Origin of the sequence: Streptococcus sp. 5346 (assembly GCF_013277455.1) — a bacterium.
Lineage (GTDB): Bacteria > Bacillota > Bacilli > Lactobacillales > Streptococcaceae > Streptococcus.
The window spans coordinates 1-18,334 of record NZ_VMMY01000018.1; the positions used below are offsets into that span (position 1 = coordinate 1).

The 18,334-nt window shown below is 38.0% G+C and carries 10 protein-coding genes; 1 reads left to right on the forward strand and 9 read right to left on the reverse strand.

Translation table 11 applies throughout. From position 1 onward, the window contains the following. The 7 genes from HT732_RS09470 to HT732_RS09500 all read right to left on the reverse strand — a co-directional run. A partial coding sequence (locus HT732_RS09470) for a YSIRK-type signal peptide-containing protein (protein ID WP_173254857.1) occupies positions 1 to 3,792 on the reverse strand: 3,792 nt, incomplete at its 3' end. 243 nt (positions 3,793 to 4,035) lie between these two features. After that, the gene (locus HT732_RS09475; protein ID WP_173254860.1) at positions 4,036 to 10,797 is read right to left on the reverse strand and encodes a GEVED domain-containing protein; all 6,762 of its coding nucleotides are present in this window, start codon (positions 10,795 to 10,797) and stop codon (positions 4,036 to 4,038) included. Between the two features lie 451 nt (positions 10,798 to 11,248). Then, positions 11,249 to 12,595 carry an asparagine--tRNA ligase gene (asnS, locus tag HT732_RS09480; RefSeq protein ID WP_161683683.1) on the reverse strand — a complete coding sequence of 449 codons (1,347 nt, stop codon included), beginning with the start codon at positions 12,593 to 12,595 and terminating at the stop codon, positions 11,249 to 11,251. Between the two features lie 15 nt (positions 12,596 to 12,610). Then, complete coding sequence (locus HT732_RS09485; protein ID WP_155442716.1) at positions 12,611 to 12,976, reverse strand: VOC family protein; 366 nt, start codon at positions 12,974 to 12,976, stop codon at positions 12,611 to 12,613. After that, complete coding sequence (locus tag HT732_RS09490) at positions 12,969 to 14,156, reverse strand: pyridoxal phosphate-dependent aminotransferase (protein WP_173254862.1); 1,188 nt, start codon at positions 14,154 to 14,156, stop codon at positions 12,969 to 12,971. Before HT732_RS09490 ends, HT732_RS09485 begins: the two co-directional genes overlap by 8 nt. Then, positions 14,153 to 14,641 carry a DUF5590 domain-containing protein gene (locus HT732_RS09495; protein ID WP_000747243.1) on the reverse strand — a complete coding sequence of 163 codons (489 nt, stop codon included), beginning with the start codon at positions 14,639 to 14,641 and terminating at the stop codon, positions 14,153 to 14,155. Before HT732_RS09495 ends, HT732_RS09490 begins: the two co-directional genes overlap by 4 nt. Positions 14,642 to 14,933: 292 nt before the next feature. Continuing rightward, the gene (locus HT732_RS09500; protein ID WP_173254864.1) at positions 14,934 to 16,130 is read right to left on the reverse strand and encodes an MFS transporter; all 1,197 of its coding nucleotides are present in this window, start codon (positions 16,128 to 16,130) and stop codon (positions 14,934 to 14,936) included. Between the two features lie 418 nt (positions 16,131 to 16,548). On the opposite strand from HT732_RS09500, the gene HT732_RS09505 reads away from it, so the two are divergent. After that, entirely contained in the window at positions 16,549 to 17,094 is a 546-nt protein-coding gene (locus HT732_RS09505; protein ID WP_173254866.1) for an NADPH-dependent FMN reductase, read from the forward strand. A 128-nt stretch (positions 17,095 to 17,222) separates the two neighbouring features. Here HT732_RS09505 and yaaA read toward each other — a convergent pair whose 3' ends face one another. Continuing rightward, positions 17,223 to 17,951: a peroxide stress protein YaaA gene (gene yaaA, locus HT732_RS09510; protein WP_173254868.1), complete on the reverse strand. Its 729-nt coding sequence runs from the start codon at positions 17,949 to 17,951 to the stop codon at positions 17,223 to 17,225. Positions 17,952 to 18,122: 171 nt separating this feature from the next. Next, complete coding sequence (locus tag HT732_RS09515; protein ID WP_000508327.1) at positions 18,123 to 18,287, reverse strand: YczI family protein; 165 nt, start codon at positions 18,285 to 18,287, stop codon at positions 18,123 to 18,125. Positions 18,288 to 18,334: the final 47 nt, after the last annotated feature.

Sequence of the window (18,334 nt, forward strand, 5' to 3'; positions counted from 1 at the left end):
TTCTTCAAGTGCATTCGTTACTTTGTTTCGCTTGTTTGTTCTTGTTAGCGTAACATTCTGAACAACTTTTGGCAATACTTCTGTAGTTTCGTCGTTTGCATCTACATACTTAATTGTACGTGTGATGACTTTTGTTTCTACTTCGTCTTCTTTTGCTTGTGGATACTTCACGACTACTTCGGCATTTTCCATTGTTGGTGTTACTGCCACTGACGCTACACTTGGTTTATCTGGTGTTCCATAGTTTGCTACGGTTGGTGAAGATTGTTCTGCCCAACTTCCTTGTGACCATGTTCCTTCTTCAAGTGCATTCGTTACTTTGTTTCGCTTGTTTGTTCTTGTTAGCGTAACATTCTGAACAACTTTTGGCGATACTTCTGTAGTTTCGTCGCTTGCATCTACATACTTAATTGTACGCGTGATGACTTTTGTTTCTGGAACATTTTCATACAAAGTATCATAAACATAAGTCACTGTAATTTCTTCACTGTTAATAACACCTTCAACCGGAGCCGAAGTTTCTTTGACTCGCATATATCTATACGCTATGCCATTATATGTAAATTCATCAGGACGATATTCTTCTGTATCTACATTATAATCTTTTGTATAAGCTCTTTTTTCAATAGCTGTTATTGTTGGTTTAATCGTATTTCCTTGCATATCTTCATATGCAATTTTAACAGCTCCATTTTTTATATTTTCTATTTTAATAGTAACAGAAGCTACATTCGCCTCATTATATATTTCTTCTGCATTTGTTTTTGCTGCTGCTGAAATATAAGCTACCTGTGAATCTTTTGCATCTTTAGAAATTCTTGCTGGTACTAAAAATTCATTTGACAATCCTGGATTTAATGTAGTCCCTGGATTAGAAACAAACTTAACTGCTGTAACCTTGCTCCAATCTGTCACTTGATCAGCTGTTAAAGTTGTTGCTGTAGCAACTTCATTTGCATTTCCATTAATTGGAGAAGTTGAGTAGTATGCTGTCCATCCTGCAGGAGCTATTGCTTCTCCTGTAGCTTCCACATCAAATGCAGAATTACGAGCTATACTTGTATCAACAATATTCTTGTCCCCTTGTTTAGGTAATGTCACAAGCACTTCATTATTCGATAATTTTGAATTATCTGTATTCGATAATGTAAAACGATATGTCACATCTGTTTTTGGAGCTAAATTCTGTAACGAAGTTGTGTAACCTTCTCGTTGATCATTTTTATCGGTTACATCTACATGTAATCGTGTCGCTGATGTATTACTTACAGGAATTTCATAAGTGAAAGTTGATGTATTGATAATTGTCTTATCTCCATCAAACTCATTATTAGGATTTAATCCATATAGGAATCTATTTTCATCCCAAACTAATGTATATTTCAAACGATACTTACCTGTTTGAACCCATTGTGCTACATTAAACTCTAAATTCGGAGTTACATTCTCACGAGTATTTGAATCCTTCGGATCAATAATCAATACCCGTTTACCAGTATTTTGATAATTATCATCTTTAGTTACAAGTGGGCTATCTCCTGCATAACTAAAGCCATCCGGTAATTCCACAATAATTTTAGGATTCTTCGCTCCAAGATAATCTAATTTTTTATCAGTAGTAGCAAAGTGTGATGTCAATGTACTATATACACGATTCCCTAAACCTGAAGGTGAGTAATCATAAGCTTCTATTCCAGAACTTAATGATTGTGTTTTATTCCCTGCTAGAACCGTTTCTATTTTCCCAGTTCTCGATGTCAGTTTTAAAGCTGTTCTAGCATCTGCTAAAATCGTTTTAGAAATACTTGTATTGACCACATCTGTATCTTGAGTTGAAACTTTTGCAGTAACGATACTCTTAGCTTCTTTTCCTTCTAAAACCATTTGTTTAGCTTTTTCTAAGCCTTTTAAGTTTTGATGTAAATAAATACCCGCTTGACTAAGCGTATCATTTGTAAATGTCATTTCACCTTTTGGCTTTAATAAAACTCGGGTTGTACCTTCAGGTAAATCTATTGAAGTACCTCCATTCTTTTTAAATGCGATCTCTCCAATTTTTGTTTCATTTGTTCCAGTCACTGTATACACTTCAAAAGTATTACTTGTTCCTAGATTATCCGGTGCATACCAAGCTGCATATGCTCCATTCTTATTCCAAGTCCCATAAAATTCAATTGATCTCTTTTGATCAAAATCACTATCAATCGTTAATTCAACTTCCTTAACTTTTGTTGGAGTATCTACACTTCTCCAGAAAACAATAATTCTCTTATCATCTGTTTCCGTATTAATTCCAGGAATTGCTATATTCACTCTATTTTCATGATTTTGTTCATTAGTATAGTTATTAATTACTAATGGAGGTTGTGCTCCTGCTACATTTGGCGTTGCTCCATCTCCGTTATCTTTATATGGATTCACAGCCTTCACAACTAACGAAGTTGTCCCTTGACTTGTATTCGTTTCTCCTGATTTATCTGTATAAGTTACATTATCTGTAAAAGTAAATTCTTTTCCTTTAAGAAACTCTTCTAAGGTTCCTGTTTGACGCATGTTTAAGCGAAGTGTATCATCACTAGTATTATTTCCTTGATCAAATACAGGTTTCGCATCTGGTATTATTCTTGTATAACGAGCAATATTTCCTTCCTGTGTCCATCCTGCATTCTTAGATGTTTCTGATACTATAGCTCCTGTCGGTAAAGTAATAGCATGTTGTATTTTATTGACAGCAGCAACTTCTTTATTTAATGTCGTTAATTTTAAAACTAATTCTTTATTCTTAGTTTCATCAATAGAGTCGCCGGGTGCATTTGTGTTAAATAAAGCTAAATCTCTAGCACCACTTTCACTGTCCACATGAATACTAGCATATCCACTCTTATTTGTATTTGCTACCACTGACTTAGTAGTCTTTTCAGGTGAAATTGGATTCCCATTTTTATCCATCACTTGAGAAGTGATAGAAGTTTGAGAATTACGGCCAGTTCTATATTTATCAAATTTATAACTAATATTGAAATTACCATAAGAACCACTTGGAACTTCTCCAGTATAAATCTTATACTGTGTATCCGTTACTTTTTCCACTCTTAAAGCTGTACCAAATTGTACATCAGTAATAGGTTCATTCTCAGGTAAATTCACTAAAATATAAGAACCTTCTTCTAATTTTGAAGGAGCTGATACATCTAATCTAAATGTTGAGATGATCTGTTCTCCTACATTATATTCTGTCTGACTTCCGACAGGATGCCCTTGTAAACTGACTCTATTTTCAACAGTTGGTTGTGTTTGATTAGCAGTAGCTGATGTACTATTTGAAGTACCAGCCTCTCCTGTATTAGCTACAGATTCTGATGTTGAACTCGGTTGATTTGTTGAAGTAACTGGTACATAAGTAATTTTATATTTATTTGTTCCAACAAGTTGTAAGCTTGTCGCAGTAAATCCTGGATAATCTTTCTTTAATTGATCAAGATTTTCTGAAAAATTTGATTTTAAAATAGCTACATCTTCTACTACACCACCTGGTTTCTCATGTGTCACCATTACAAATTCTTGCGCGTCTACTACTTCTGAATTACCAGTTCCAGTTCTGTTGTAACCACTATCTGTTACATTTGCAATTGATGCATCTTTTTCACTAGCTTCAACATGATAACCAAATAAAAATCCTGCCCCGATTAAAACACTCGCAGCACCAACTTTTAATTTTTTGATCGAATATTTTTCGTATCTATTGCCACAAAAATATCGATGATCTTTTTGTTGTCTCGACAATTTAAACATTGTTTACCACCTTATATATATATATGTGTGTATATATGCACTCGCGAGTACAGATATATTTTGTTAATTGTATCATATTCCAACGTAATTTTTAAGTAATTGGTCTATTTTTTTCAAAAAAAAGATTATTTTTTAATATATATATCAAAATATGTTTTATGCAAACTTCATATAAAAAAGCCAAAGACCATAGGGGTCCAAAAAAAGAAGATGACGAATCATCTTCTCAAAAACTATGAGTTTTTAGTCCTCTTTTTTCTTGCGAGCAAGAAGTCCAAATCCACTCAAAGCTCCAAGGAGTCCAAGTGCAGCTAGACTAGCATTAGCTTCTGTACCTGTGTTAGGTAACTCTTTTTGACCTTCAACATATTTAGGTGTTGCTGGTTGTTTTGGTTGCTCAGGTACTGCTGGTTTCTCAGGGCTTGTTGGCTCTTGTGGAGAAACTGGTTGACTTGGTTCAACTGGAGTTGGTTTTTGAATCTTGCGATAAACATGACGGACATTACCATTGGCATCTTTTTCTGTCTTCACTAATTCATAACCTGACAACTCCTTGCTTGGTTTTTCTCCGTCTTCTTTAGGAATGATTAATTCTCCGTTTTCATCTACATAAGTTGTGATGACCTTGTATTCGAATGGTGTTGGAGTAGGTGTTGGAGTAGGTGTTGGCGTCGGAGCTGGTGGCGTTACTTTTTCGTATACGTGTTCTACATCTCCGTTTGGTAATTTCTTAGTCTCAACGAAGCGGTAGCCTGGGATGTCTTTCTTATCTACAGAGCCACTTTCTTTGTCTTTGATTTCATTACCATCTTTGTCTTTGAAGAACGTTGTTACTTTTTCGTATACGTGTTCCACATCTCCATTTGGTAATTTCTTAGTCTCAACGAAGCGGTATTCTGGGATATCTTTCTTATCTACAGATCCACTTTCTTTGTCTTTGATTTCCTTACCATCTTTATCTTTAAAGAATGTAGTTACTTTTTCGTAGATATGTTCTGTATCTCCATTTGGAAGTTTCTTAGTCTCTACGAATCTATATTCAGGGATATCTTTCTTATCTACTGTTCCAGTTCCTTTTTCACTAATTTCGTTACCATCTTTATCTTTAAAGAATGTACTTACTTTTTCGTAAACGTGTTCTGTATCTCCATTTGGAAGTTTCTTCGTTTCTACGAATTTATATCCCGGAATATCTTTCTTATCTTTCTTACCATCAACTATTGATTCTACTGGATTATTATTTCCATCAACAGTAATTAGGTTACCATCTTTATCTACAAACTCTGTTACAGGGCGTACAGTTGGTGTGTAAGTTGCTGTTGTTGGTGTTCCATTCGCATCCTTCACTTGTACTGTCGCTGGATCTGGTGTTCCTACGAAGTCTTTGTTTGGTGTGAATGTTACTTTTCCAGATTTTGGATCAATTTTGTACTTACCAACCTCTTTTCCATCTTTTGTTGCTGGAATTTCTTTTTCTGCAATTGGTTCTTTTGTAACCGGATTGTAGAATGTCGCTGGTTGCTCTTCTGTAATTGTGATTGGTACTTCAGTGTTTCCTGGAGTAAATATTGGTGTTCCCTCTTGAGATTGACCTTTAGCTCCTTGTGAAGTTGTATTTTCTCCAGATGGTGTTACCGGCGTCACTGTTGGTGTATATGTCGCTGTTGTTGGTGTTCCATTCGCATCTTTTGCTTGTACTGTCACTGGATCTGGTGTTCCTGTGAAGTCTTTGTTTGGTGTGAATGTTACTGTTCCAGATTTTGGATCGATTTTGTACTTACCAACTTCTTTTCCATCTTTAGTAGCTGGAATTTCAGTTTCTGTAATTGGTTCTTTTGTAATCGGGTTGTAGAAGGTCGCTGGTTGAGTTTCATCAATCTTGATTGGTACTTTCACGTCACCTGCTGTAAATGTTGGTGTACCTTCTTGAGTTTTACCTTGGATTCCTGTTGAATCTACAGGTGTTCCTGTTGGCGTTACTCCAGTGAATTTCGGTGTGTAAGTTGTTTTCGCTACAGTACTGTTTTTATCTTTTGCTTGTACTGTTACTGGTTCAACTTTTCCAACATATGTTTTGTCTGTTGGTGTGAATTTCACTTCACCTGTTGGCACTCCGTTTGAATCTTTAACTAGTGAGTAAACTCCGATTTCTTTACCGTCTTTATCCGTTACTGTTACTGTTTCAACTTCATTTCCTGATTTATCTAGTAACTTAATTGTAGATTTATCGATTGGAGCTGGTGTTTCAGGAGCTTTTTGAGGGTTACCTGGAATAAATTCAACAGTTCCTGTTTGTTCTACCCCTTGTGGTCCTTCTGAAGTTGCTGGGTTCGCACTTGGGTTTACTGGAATGATTGATGGTGTATATGTTGTTTCTACTGTTCTTCCAGCTGTATTTTGAGCTTGTACTTTTGCTGGAACTACATCACCTGCATACGGTACTGTAGGATCTGGAGTAAATGTTACTTCACCAGTTTCTTTGTTTAATGTATATTCCCCAATTACTTTACCTTCTGGGCTCTTAGCTGGTACTTTTTCAGCTGGTTGATTGTTTTCATCTAATAATGTTGTCTTAGATTTATCAATTAGGACAACATCAGAACCTGCTTTGAACTCTACAGTTCCTTTTTGAACCGCACCTTGAACATCCACTGAAGTTGCTTCTTCTGCAGTTGGGTATGTTGGTGTGATATTTGGAGTATATGTTGTTACTGCTAGTGTACCATTCTTATCTAACGCACCAATTTCAGCTGGTGGTACTGCACCTACATAGTTTACATCAGTTGGTGTGTAAGTAACTTTATTTGTAGCCGGATCAAGTCTGTATTCCCCGATTTTATTACCATCTTTATCAAATACGTCTTGCACTGCATCCGCTGCTAACGGTTGACCATTTTTATCTAATAGTCTTGCACTTCCTTCTTGAATCGCAACTGTTTCTTTTGTACCATTTACTGTAACTTCTCCTCCAGTAAATGTTACTGTTCCTTCTTGAGCTACACCTTGAGGAGCTGTTGATTCAGCTGGTTCTCCTTGTGGTTCTACTGGAACAATGTTTGGAGTGTAAGTTGTTTCTGCTGGTGTTCCGTTTGAATCTTGCATACGGACACGAGCTGGTAATACTTTACCTGAGAATTTCTTATCTGTTGGCGTGAAGATTACTTCTCCAGTTTGTTTATCTACTGTGTAATCTCCTACTTTATTACCTTTTTTATCTGTTGCTGGTAATGTCTCAACTGGGTTACCACTATCATCCACTAGTGTTAATGTTTCAGGTTTCATTGTTGAAGTGTCTGAACCTGGTGTGAATGTAGGAGTTCCTTTTTGAGTATCCCCTTGTTTTGCAGTAGATTCTGCTTCTTTAGCTGTTGGTTCTACTGGTGTGATATGTGGTGTGTACGTAGCTGTTGCTTTTGTACCATTTTCATCTTCACCTTGGATTGTTACTGGTTTAACATCTCCAACGTAAGTTTTATCTGTTGGTGTAAATACCGCAGTTGGTACTCCATCTACCACGTTAAGTGTGTATGTTCCCACAACGTTTCCGTTTGGATCTTTTGCTGGAACTTCAGTAGCTGGTTGTCCATCTTCACCTAATAGTGTATAAGCATCAGGATTCATCGGAACTGATTTTTCAACTTCAACTTTATTATCGTTCTTATCTAAGTAAGTAACTTTGTTTTTACCTGCTGTAAATGTAATTTCTTTTTCTTGTGTAACTCCTTGAGGTTTAGTAGTTTCTCCACCTTCTGCAGTCGGTGTGACTGGTTTAACTTTTGGTTGGTAAGTTACTGTACCTGTTGAAGTTACTGGGTTTCCATCTTTGTCTACCCCAACTTTACCTGTAAATGATACTTTAACTGGATCTGGTTCACCTATGAAGTCTTTATTTGGTGTAAATACTACTTCACCTGTTGATGGAGTAATCGTATAAGTACCGATTGTTTTACCATCTTTTGTAGCTGGAATTTCAGTTTCAGTCGTTGGATTTCCTGTTTTAGGATCCACTAATTTAGCTGGGAATTCTTCTGAAGGAGTAATCTTGTTATTTGCAGTGTCTTTGAATTCAGGAGTTTTTGTTTGTTTTGCCCCTTGAATATCGTTAGATTTTTCTATTCCATCTACGATTTCACGTTTCATTACGTGAGGGATATAACGTCCATCCATTGACCCTTTTTCTGAGGCACCTTCTGGTGTTACTTGATCACTGATAGGTGTTAGTTGATCTCCGTTTTCACCTTCACCGTTGATGATTGGTTTACCAATTTTACCCCATCCAGTTGTAGCACCATTCGTATCTGTACGACGGATTGTAATACCGTCTGCATCTCCAACGAATGTAGCTTCTGGAACGAATTCTACATTAACGTCTTTTCCTTTAGCTGTAACTTTGTATTTACCTTGTCCTGGTACTACATAGTAACCATCTACTAATTCAGCATCTGTTACAACTGAACCATCTGCTTTAACGATTTGTGGTTTAACTGTTTCGTCAATAGATGCTTTTTCTTCGAAATTATAATCCTTGTTTCCATAAGCTTTGAACTGAACAGTTGAACGTTGAGTCGCACCTTGAACATCGTAAGTTTCTTCTTTTGTACCACGTGGTGGAATTGTTTGTTGGATTTGGAAGTCTTCTACTTCCCCAGAGTACGCAATTCCTGTCGCTTCTTTAACGTCTGCTTTATCATTTGCGATACGTAAACGAGTTGCCAATTTAGTCGCAGTTACATCTACGTTTTGAACAGGAGTTGTCCAAGTTAATGTTACTTCTCCATCTTTTGTTACTTCAACAGCTCCAGCACCTTCGTTTTCGTCGAATTTACCATTGTTGTTAAAGTCAATCCATCCATTTACGAATGCATTTTTACCGCCACCTAAGTGAGCGTCAAATGTCATTGAGTAAGTACCGTCATTAACTTTTTTCAGTTTGTAGTTATCGCCTTTTTCTACTTTATCACCCATTAATTGGCGAGCACCTTCGTCTCCACCTTCACCGTTCACATCATCATATTTGAAGGCTGTTTCATCTGTAATTTTTTCAGTACGGATATCAATATCTGGCTCTTTTGAACCTAAGTAAGGTTGTGTAATTCCAGCACCTTTTGCGATTGCGTGTCCTACTTTACCATAAGAAGCTGGAGCATCCCCTTCATCAAGTACCATGAATCCGAACATAGCTCCTTGTTGACCACTTGATAGGATATAAACCCCTAAGTTTTTAGCATTACGTGTTAAAACAACTGGTGTAGACATACCAGAATCACGGTGAGTAACCGCTGGTCCAAATACTTGTGTTCCTAAACCATCACTATAAACTGTTCCATCTTTATCTGTTACTGTCGATACTGTTTCTTCAGTAATTTCTGTTGAACGGAATCCTTTTGCTTTATCAGCGATGAATGGTGCAAAGGCTGGTTTTCCTGAACCTTCGATAGTGTAAGATTGCCCTAATTGACGACCTTGACCGTTTCCTACTGGAGTTAAGTTATAACGGTTATCGTATGATTCTGCAGTATAAGAACGTGCAGTTGGTACTCGATAGTTGGTGTTCGATAATTCAGTAACTAATTCGAAGCCATCTCCATCTGTTTTGTAGATTTCAATCTCAGATGAACCCGCTTCTTCCCCTGTTGCGAATACAACGTTCGCTGGTACTTCTTTACCATTTAAAGTCGCTTTAACTTTAAATTCTACCCCAACGTTTGCTCCATTTTTTACAGATTGGATTACTGTTGTTCCGCCTGTATCAATTCCATTTGTTTTTGCTACAGAATATCCACCTTGACGAACTACTTTTACTTCTGCTGGTGTACCGTCTTTATACACGTTCTTAGCATCTGGATCATATCCTGCTCCTCCACGTTCTTTATAAACGTCAGTTGAGTTAAATGGTTTAAGTGCTGTAACTTCCATTTCTACAACATATCCAGGTGTTAATTCTTGTTTGAACTTCGTTCCTACTTTTAGTTTCCCACCTGCATCAAGGTTTTCTACTACTGCATTTTTATTTGTAATATCGAACCATTTAATTTGGTGTTTTAAGCGTTCTGTATTTTTTTCAGCATATTTTTTCCAGTGATCAGCTTGTTCAGCTTCTGTTAATGGTGCTTCATCCACTCTTTCAGCTACATCAGCTAAGGCCACCTCAAATTTCCCATCACGGTCAATTCCTGCTTTTTTAAGTTCACTGTAAACTGCAAGAATTGATTCATTTAAGCGAGCTAATTGAGCATCTACTTGTTCCTTTGTGACACTCTTATCAGCTAAAAGCACTTTTGATTCGTTAAGTACAGCTTGGTTCTTGGCTACTGCTGCTTCAATTGCTGCTCGGTTCTCTGCAGCTACTTCCTTCTTACGAAGTTCTGTAGCAGCAAGGGTATTGGTTACATCAGCTTCTGAAGAAACTTTGTCGAGTGCCGAGTTAGCTTCTAAAAGAGCTTTTTCAGCTGGAGTAGCTTTCTTTTCAACTTCTTCTTTGGCTGCCTTATCCTTATCAGCTTGTTCTTTCTCTAGTCCTAGTTTGTTTGATTCAATTACGACTGTTCTCAATGCAGAAAGAATCTCTTTTTGAACATTTACCTCTTCTTGCTTGGCAGTTTCATTTGCTAAAACAGCTTTTGCAGTAGCTAAAGCTTCACGAACATTAGCCACAACTGAAGCGTCCGCATATTTAGCAGTTGAAAGTTTAGATTCTAAAGTAGCAATACTTGCTTCAAGGGGAGCCTTATTTACTTTTTTAGTCTCTTCTGCTTTAACTTCAGGTTTTGCTTCTGCATTTTTTTCAGTTTCTGGCTTTACTTCTGTAATATTCTGATCAGTTTTTTCAGCTGAAGCTGCTGCTACTATAGTTTCTGCACCTTGTACCTCTGTCGCTGAAACTGCTCCATTTCCTAAGAACATTAAACCAGCCGCAATCGCTACTGATGCTGCTCCAAAACTGTATTTACGAATACCGTAGCGAATATACTTTTCCGTTCTAAAATCTTGTTGTTTACCCTTCATTTAGAGTCACAACCTCCTTTATGCATATTTTTTAATATTGAATTGAAATATCCAGACAAATAAAAAGACCCCCCCCCCCCCTTAAATTTTTTAGTAATATTAAGAGGTTATCATTTTAAAAAGGGTTGCCCAATAATTATCAATATTACTTGATATTGTATCATGCCACTATTACTAATTCAAGTTTTATGCTTATATATATTTATCGTTTCAATTTGAAGAAAATAGAACATAGATAAGTTTTTAAATAATAAGGTCAATGTACTAAGATACGAAACTCTATTCTGAACAACTGGTAGTATGTTTCTATCAAAAACTCAATTTTATATGAAAAGGAAGTAAAGATTTTCAGAAAAGCCGCATATTATCACTGTTTTGAATGCCTGATAATATTTCCTTTCGCTTCCAGAGATTTCTATGAAAAAAACGCCACATGGGCGTTTTCCTATTCTTATGGTTTAATACGGTGCAACATACGTGGGAACGGAATGGCTTCACGGATGTGTTTTGTTCCTGCCGCGAAGGTTACCATACGCTCGATACCGATACCAAATCCACCGTGTGGAACTGTACCGTATTTACGAAGGTCAAGATAAAATTCATACTCTGTACGGTCCATGCCAAGTTCATCCATCTTAGCAACTAATGCATCATAGTCTTCCTCACGCATAGACCCACCGATAATTTCTCCATAGCCTTCTGGGGCAAGCAAGTCTGCACAAAGCACGCGCTCTGGATTTCCAGGAACTGGTTTCATGTAGAAGGCCTTGATGGCTGCTGGATAGTTCATGACAAATGTTGGCACACCAAAGTGGTTTGAGATCCAAGTTTCATGTGGTGAACCAAAGTCATCACCATGCTCAAGATGCTCGTAGTCAGCATCTTCATCATTTTCATGCTCTTGCAAGAGGTCAATAGCTTGATCGTAAGTGATACGTTTGAATGGCTCTGCAATGTAGCGTTTCAAGAGTTCTGTATCACGTTCCAAGGTTTCCAAGGCTTGAGGCGCACGGTCAAGAACACCTTGAAGAAGAGCTTTTACATAAGCTTCTTGCAAGTCAAGCGACTCATCATGTGTCAAGTATGAGTACTCAGCATCCATCATCCAGAACTCAGTCAAGTGACGACGTGTTTTTGATTTTTCAGCACGGAAAACTGGACCAAAGTCAAAGACACGGCCAAGGGCCATAGCTCCTGCTTCCAAGTAAAGCTGACCTGATTGGCTCAAGTAGGCTGGCGTTCCGAAGTAGTCTGTTTCAAAGAGTTCCGTTGAATCTTCAGCCGCATTTCCTGAAAGAATTGGGCTATCAAACTTCATGAAGCCGTTCTTGTCAAAGAACTCATAAGTTGCGTAGATGATAGCGTTACGAATTTGCATCACAGCTACTTGCTTACGAGAACGGAGCCACAAGTGACGGTTGTCCATCAAGAAGTCTGTTCCATGTTCTTTTGGTGTGATTGGGTAGTCTTGAGATTCACCAATCACTTCGATGTCTGTAATGTCCAACTCATAACCAAATTTAGAACGTTCGTCTTCTTTGACAATTCCTGTCACATAAACAGAAGTTTCTTGGCTCAAGCGTTTGATGACATCAAACTTCTCAAGTCCCACTTCTTCACCAAATTTTTCGACAAAGTTTGGTTTAAAGGCTACACCTTGAAAGAAGGCTGTTCCATCACGCAATTGCAAGAAGGCGATTTTCCCTTTTCCTGATTTGTTGGCAACCCAAGCGCCAATCGTCACTTCCTGACCAACATAGTCTTTTACATCAATAATCGTTACACGTTTTGTCATTATTTTTCCTTTTCTTTTTTATTCTTTATGGCAAACCACCTCTATATTGTTCCCATCTGGGTCAATCATAAAAGCAGCGTAGTAAATCGGTTGCTCACTGCGATAACCAGGAGCCCCATTGTCTCGCCCACCTGCCTCTAAGCCAGCCTCATAACAAGCTTGAACCTCTTCCTTATTTTCTGCTAAAAAAGCAAAGTGAATAGGATCTTGTGTCCCCTGAGCCAGCCAAAAATCACCACCAGGATGAGGACTATTTGGGGCAAGAAAACTGATTAGAGAACTAGTCTTAAAAGCTAATTTATAGCCCAAAGGAGCGAGAAAACTCCTATAAAATCCTTCTGAAATTTGTAAATCCTTTACCTTAATTTCAAAATGATCAATCATTCTCACTACCCATAAATGCTTTCAAACGTTTAACCGCTTCTTTAAGCGTGTCTAGGTCTGTCGCATAGCTGAGGCGCACATTTTCTGGTGCTCCGAATCCTGCTCCTGTAATCAAGGCTAGACCAACTTCTTCAAGAATAGCCGTCGTAAATGCTGTTACATCGCTATAACCTTTCATCTCCATAGCTTTTTTGACATTTGGAAAGAGATAGAAAGCTCCTTGTGGTTTGACAACTTCAAAACCAGGGACTTCACACAAGAGTGGATAGATGGTATTGAGACGTTCTTCAAATGCTTGACGCATAACTTCCACAGAATCTTGCGGTCCAGTTAGGGCTTCGATAGTTGCATATTGTGAAACAGCAGTTAGGTTAGAAGTTGTTTGACCTGTCAATTTGCTCATAGCAGCAATGATTTCTGGATCACCCACTGCATAACCTACCCGCCAACCTGTCATGGCATAAGCTTTTGATACACCGTTAATGACAATGGTTTGCTTGCGAATGGCTTCTGATAGACTAGATATTGGTACGAACTCATTCCCGTTATAGACCAAACGACCATAAATATCATCTGCTAGGATGAGAATGTCATGTTCAACTGCCCAATTTCCGATAGCCAAGAGTTCCTCGCGAGTGTAAATCATACCAGTCGGATTAGATGGCGAATTTAGCACCAAAACCTTTGTCTTATCTGTCCTAACTAGTTCTAGTTGATCCACCGTAACTTTAAAATCATTGTCTTCTTTAGCTTGAACAAAAACTGGAATCCCTTCTGCCATCTTGACCTGATCTCCATAACTAACCCAGTATGGAGTTGGAATAATAACCTCATCTAAAGGATTGATTACAGCCATAAAGAAAGTATAGAGGGAGAACTTGGCACCTGTAGCAAAGGTAACCTCATTACTTGCGACAGAATAGCCATAGTAGCGCTCGAAGTAGGTATTGACTGCTGCTTTTAACTCAGGCAAACCTGAAGCTACCGTATAGAAAGAAGCACGTCCATCTCGAATGGCTGCAACAGCTGCATCTTGAATATTTTTGGGAGTATGGAAATCGGGCTGACCTAAAGTTAAGAAAAGTACATCTTTTCCTTCAGCCTTTAACTTCTTTGCTCTCGCATCACTAGCTAAAGTAACACTTTCTTCCATTTCTAAAACACGCTTGGATAGTTTCATAGGCCCTCCTTATCGACCAATGCTCCTGTTTCAAAATCTACTAGATAAAAATCAGAGCCTGACTTGACTTCCCAGATTGGCTTATCTTGATAACGACCAAAAGTAATCTTATCAATTTCGCCAGCTCCTTTTTCCTTAGAAACCGCTTCTGCTTTTTCTTGTGAAACACCTTGATTTAGCTGATAAACGTAGATCTTATGGTCATCTTTCCCAATCAGGACAGCAAGTGCTTCTTGTTTTTTATTACGACCAAGAACGCTGTAATAAGATTCCAAGCCATTGTATAAGTCAACCTGATCAGCCTGCTCTAATCCTGCATACTGCTGAGCTAATTTTTCTCCTTCACTTTTAGCTGTTTGATAAGGTTTCATACTCAGAAACACTAGATACAGAAAGGAAGCACTGATAACCACAAACAAAATCGTCATCCCTAGACCATACTGCCACAGTAGATTATTTTTTGCTTTGTTTTGTCTTTTTTTCACTCGTCTATTTTACCATCTATCTTGCTTTATTACAAGTGAATATAAGAATACTCTGCGAAAATCCAATTCAAACTTTGTCAGCGTCGCCTTGCCGTACCCAAGTACTGTCTGCGGCTAGCTTCCTAGTTTGCTCTTTGATTTTCATTGAGTATAAGAAACCAATTCTATTTCTCCCTTCAAAGCAAACAGATTTTTCTTAGTTAAAACCGAGCAAGAAAATTAAAGACAGCTCCAAAATCAACCTATTAAAAAACCTGAGCTTGGCACTCAAGTTTTCGTAAGTTCTTTTAATCTATGGAATTATTTTATCATCTATTCTTTTAGCCATTTTTCCTAAAAATACAGGCAGTAGAAGGCTAATCATGACTAAAAAGAATCCTAGATAAAGAAATGTTACTACAAAGCCTAAATTGTCAATTAACCACCCTGTCAGTGGAAAGAAGACAATCATACTCAGGCTAAACATCATAGAGTAAACACTCAGCATGGTTGCCCTTACTTCACTTGGGAGCCGCTCTTGCAAATCATTGTCAAAAATAGGCTGAAAAAGAGCATATAGAGCATTACTAATCAAATAGACCAAAATATAGATTAGAGGTGTTCCAAAGTAGGACAGCAGGTAGGTAACTCCAGTCAGCAGGACGAGGACAGGGAAAAGCTTCAAGGCAGCATATTTCTTTCCAATCTTACTCGCTAGATAGACTGCGACGATATTCAAGAGACTTCCAAGTAGCATAACTGCTGAAATTTGCCAACCACTTAAATCTGGTAACTGATTTTGATAGTAAAAATAAAACATGCACATGAGTACTCCGACAATCTGAGACAAAATCATCCAGTTGAAAAGCATGGGATTTCGCTCCAACTCTTCCTTAACAGTCCAAATAATCTGTTTCATGGTCACACTATCAGTTTTTTCTAGCTTGACACTAGGTTCTTTCAGCATCCAAATCAGGAAAAGAACTATGATAGAAGTGGCAATCATGATATAGTAGGTCAGGTGCAATTGACCATGAACAAAAAATCCCGCTAAAACGGTCCCCAAAGACCGAGTTCCTTCAGCTACTCCTGACATAAAGCTTGAAATGGATAGATAGCGCTCCTTCAGTCCAGCCTCTACAGCAGAGTCATAGATCATTGCTGCGCTTGTTCCTGAATCAAAATTATAAGACAAGGCACTCACCGCCATAGCTAGCGCATAAATCCAAAAATTTCCCTGCCCAGCCAACATGAGAACGGAAGACACAATCCCTGCTATTCGACTTAAATAAAGATTGGTCTTATAGGAATAGCGATCAGCTAACATTCCAGATGGAATTTCACAGAGAAGACTGGTAGTATGAAAAATACTTTCTAGCAGTCCAATCTGCCAAAGAGACATGCCGTTTTGACTGAGAAAGAGAATCCAAAAACTGGTAATCCCTAAAAAAGCAAAAAACTCAACTCCGGCCATCAGGCCAATATTTTTCCGATAATTTCTTATTAACATCTTTTCTCCTTAACAAGTGTATTATTATTTCTTTTGTCCGTCACTTGTTAATTTGTGCCTTACATGATTTCCACCCCTTTTAGAAGCATTCTTCAATGCCATTATTGTTCCTTTAATGATTTATGAAATGATACCGGAAAATAGCTGTTCTGCGGTTTCTATTGCGAGTTTTCTTGTTTATTTTAGCACTTATGTCATCATATTACAAGAGAATATTGGAATACTCCTATAAAATCAAAGAAAACTAAAATCCAAAAAGCAGTTCTTACTTTTCCAGTGGCAACTGACTAGAGTTTCAGCAATTTTATAATTTTCAAATAAACTCTGAGCAAATTTCTTGCAAGTCCTTTTGTTTTGTTGTAATATATTTTATAACAACGAGAGACTTCTCGGAAATTTAAGAAAAAGGAGACACATCATGTCTAAAAAAGTATTATTTATCGTCGGATCACTACGTCAAGGTTCTTTCAACCACCAAATGGCTCTCGAAGCTGAGAAAGCACTTGCTGGTAAAGCGGAAGTTAGCTATCTTGATTATTCAACTATTCCTCTCTTCAGCCAAGATTTGGAAGTTCCAACTCATCCAGCTGTAGCGGCTGCTCGTGAAGCGGTTCTCGCTGCGGATGCCATCTGGATCTTCTCGCCAGTCTACAACTTCTCTATCCCTGGAACAGTGAAAAACTTGCTTGACTGGCTATCTCGTGCCCTTGACTTGTCTGATACACGTGGCGCTTCTGCCCTTCAAGACAAGTTTGTCACCGTATCATCTGTAGCCAATGCAGGTCACGATCAACTCTTCGCTATCTACAAGGACCTCTTGCCATTTATCCGTACACAAATCGTTGGCGATTTCACCGCTGCACGTGTCAATGACTCTGCTTGGGCAGACGGAAAATTGCTTCTAGAAGAAACAGTCCTAAACTCACTTGAAAAACAAGCTCAAGACTTGGTTAATGCGATCTAGTAACTAACATAATAAAAGCGAACAAGACTACTTTTCTGACACTCAGAAGCCTAGCTTGTTCGCTTTTTTCTCATTTATAAACTAAAATAACTGGTGATACATATTGTCCAATACAAAATATCTGATTTCTATACTTCCTTAACAAAAACCAATTCCTGTGGCTGGGACAGGTCTTCTCGGAAGCTAAATCCTGCAAAGCTTAAGCGACGAGCTTCATCAACCGTCTGTACTTGATTTTCTATCAGGGCTGTCAGGAAGGCACCACGCGCTTTCTTGGAAATGGTTGAGTGAATTTTCAGCTGACCGCCTCTATCCTCCATAAATTTGAAGATCACCATTTTTTCTCTGATTTCCTTAGAAAATACAGTCTCAAACTCGGATGACAAGAGAGAGAAAATCACTTCTTCCTTCTTCAGAGCTTCATCATAAGCTGCCTTCCAATGGCTCTTCAAAGTCTTACCAGCGACCTTTAATTTCATCAAAAAATCCAAACGATGAGGTGCCATAGGTGACAAGGCTGGAACGACTCCGTACAAAGCCGAAGTAATAAAGACATAATTTTCAAGATAGGCTTGTTCTACTTCGTCCAGTTTGTCTCGCTTGATATGACGGTACATAAGCCCATCAAACAGTTTCAAGGCTGGGTAGTGTTGAGCAGTTTGACTTTTTAAAGCTTGGATATGTTGAAATTCTTCCGCCGCCTTTTCAACTGATACCTTGTAAAAACTCTCCAATTGACTAGCAGAATAGAGGGCCAAGGCATCAAGCACAGCCTGACTTTCTGATCTTAAAGGAGTTGCCTCGATACTCGGCAAGTCTGTGTTCATTTCTTTTGCTGTTGGGATTAAAATTTTCATATTGATAGTGTAGCATATTTTTTAGCCACAACCAAGAAATTCATCTGATACTCAATGAAAATCCAAGAGCAAACTAGGAAACTAGNNGAGTACGGCAAGGTGAAGCTGACGTGGTTTGAATTTGATTTTCGAAGAGTATGAAAAACCTCGGTTTGACCGAGGTTTTTCTATTTATTTTGGCCATCCTAACCAGACAGCTACGAGAACAAGGGCTAGGCCAGCTAAACTTGTTAAGATAGATAAGAATTTATCTTTTTTCTCCTTGAACTGAGAAAAACCTATCTTCAAAGCGAGCAGTCCGAGTAGCATTGAAGCAACCATCACATAAAAACCCATTTGTTTGTCCTCCATTAATCTTAATTTACCTTATTATAACATATATT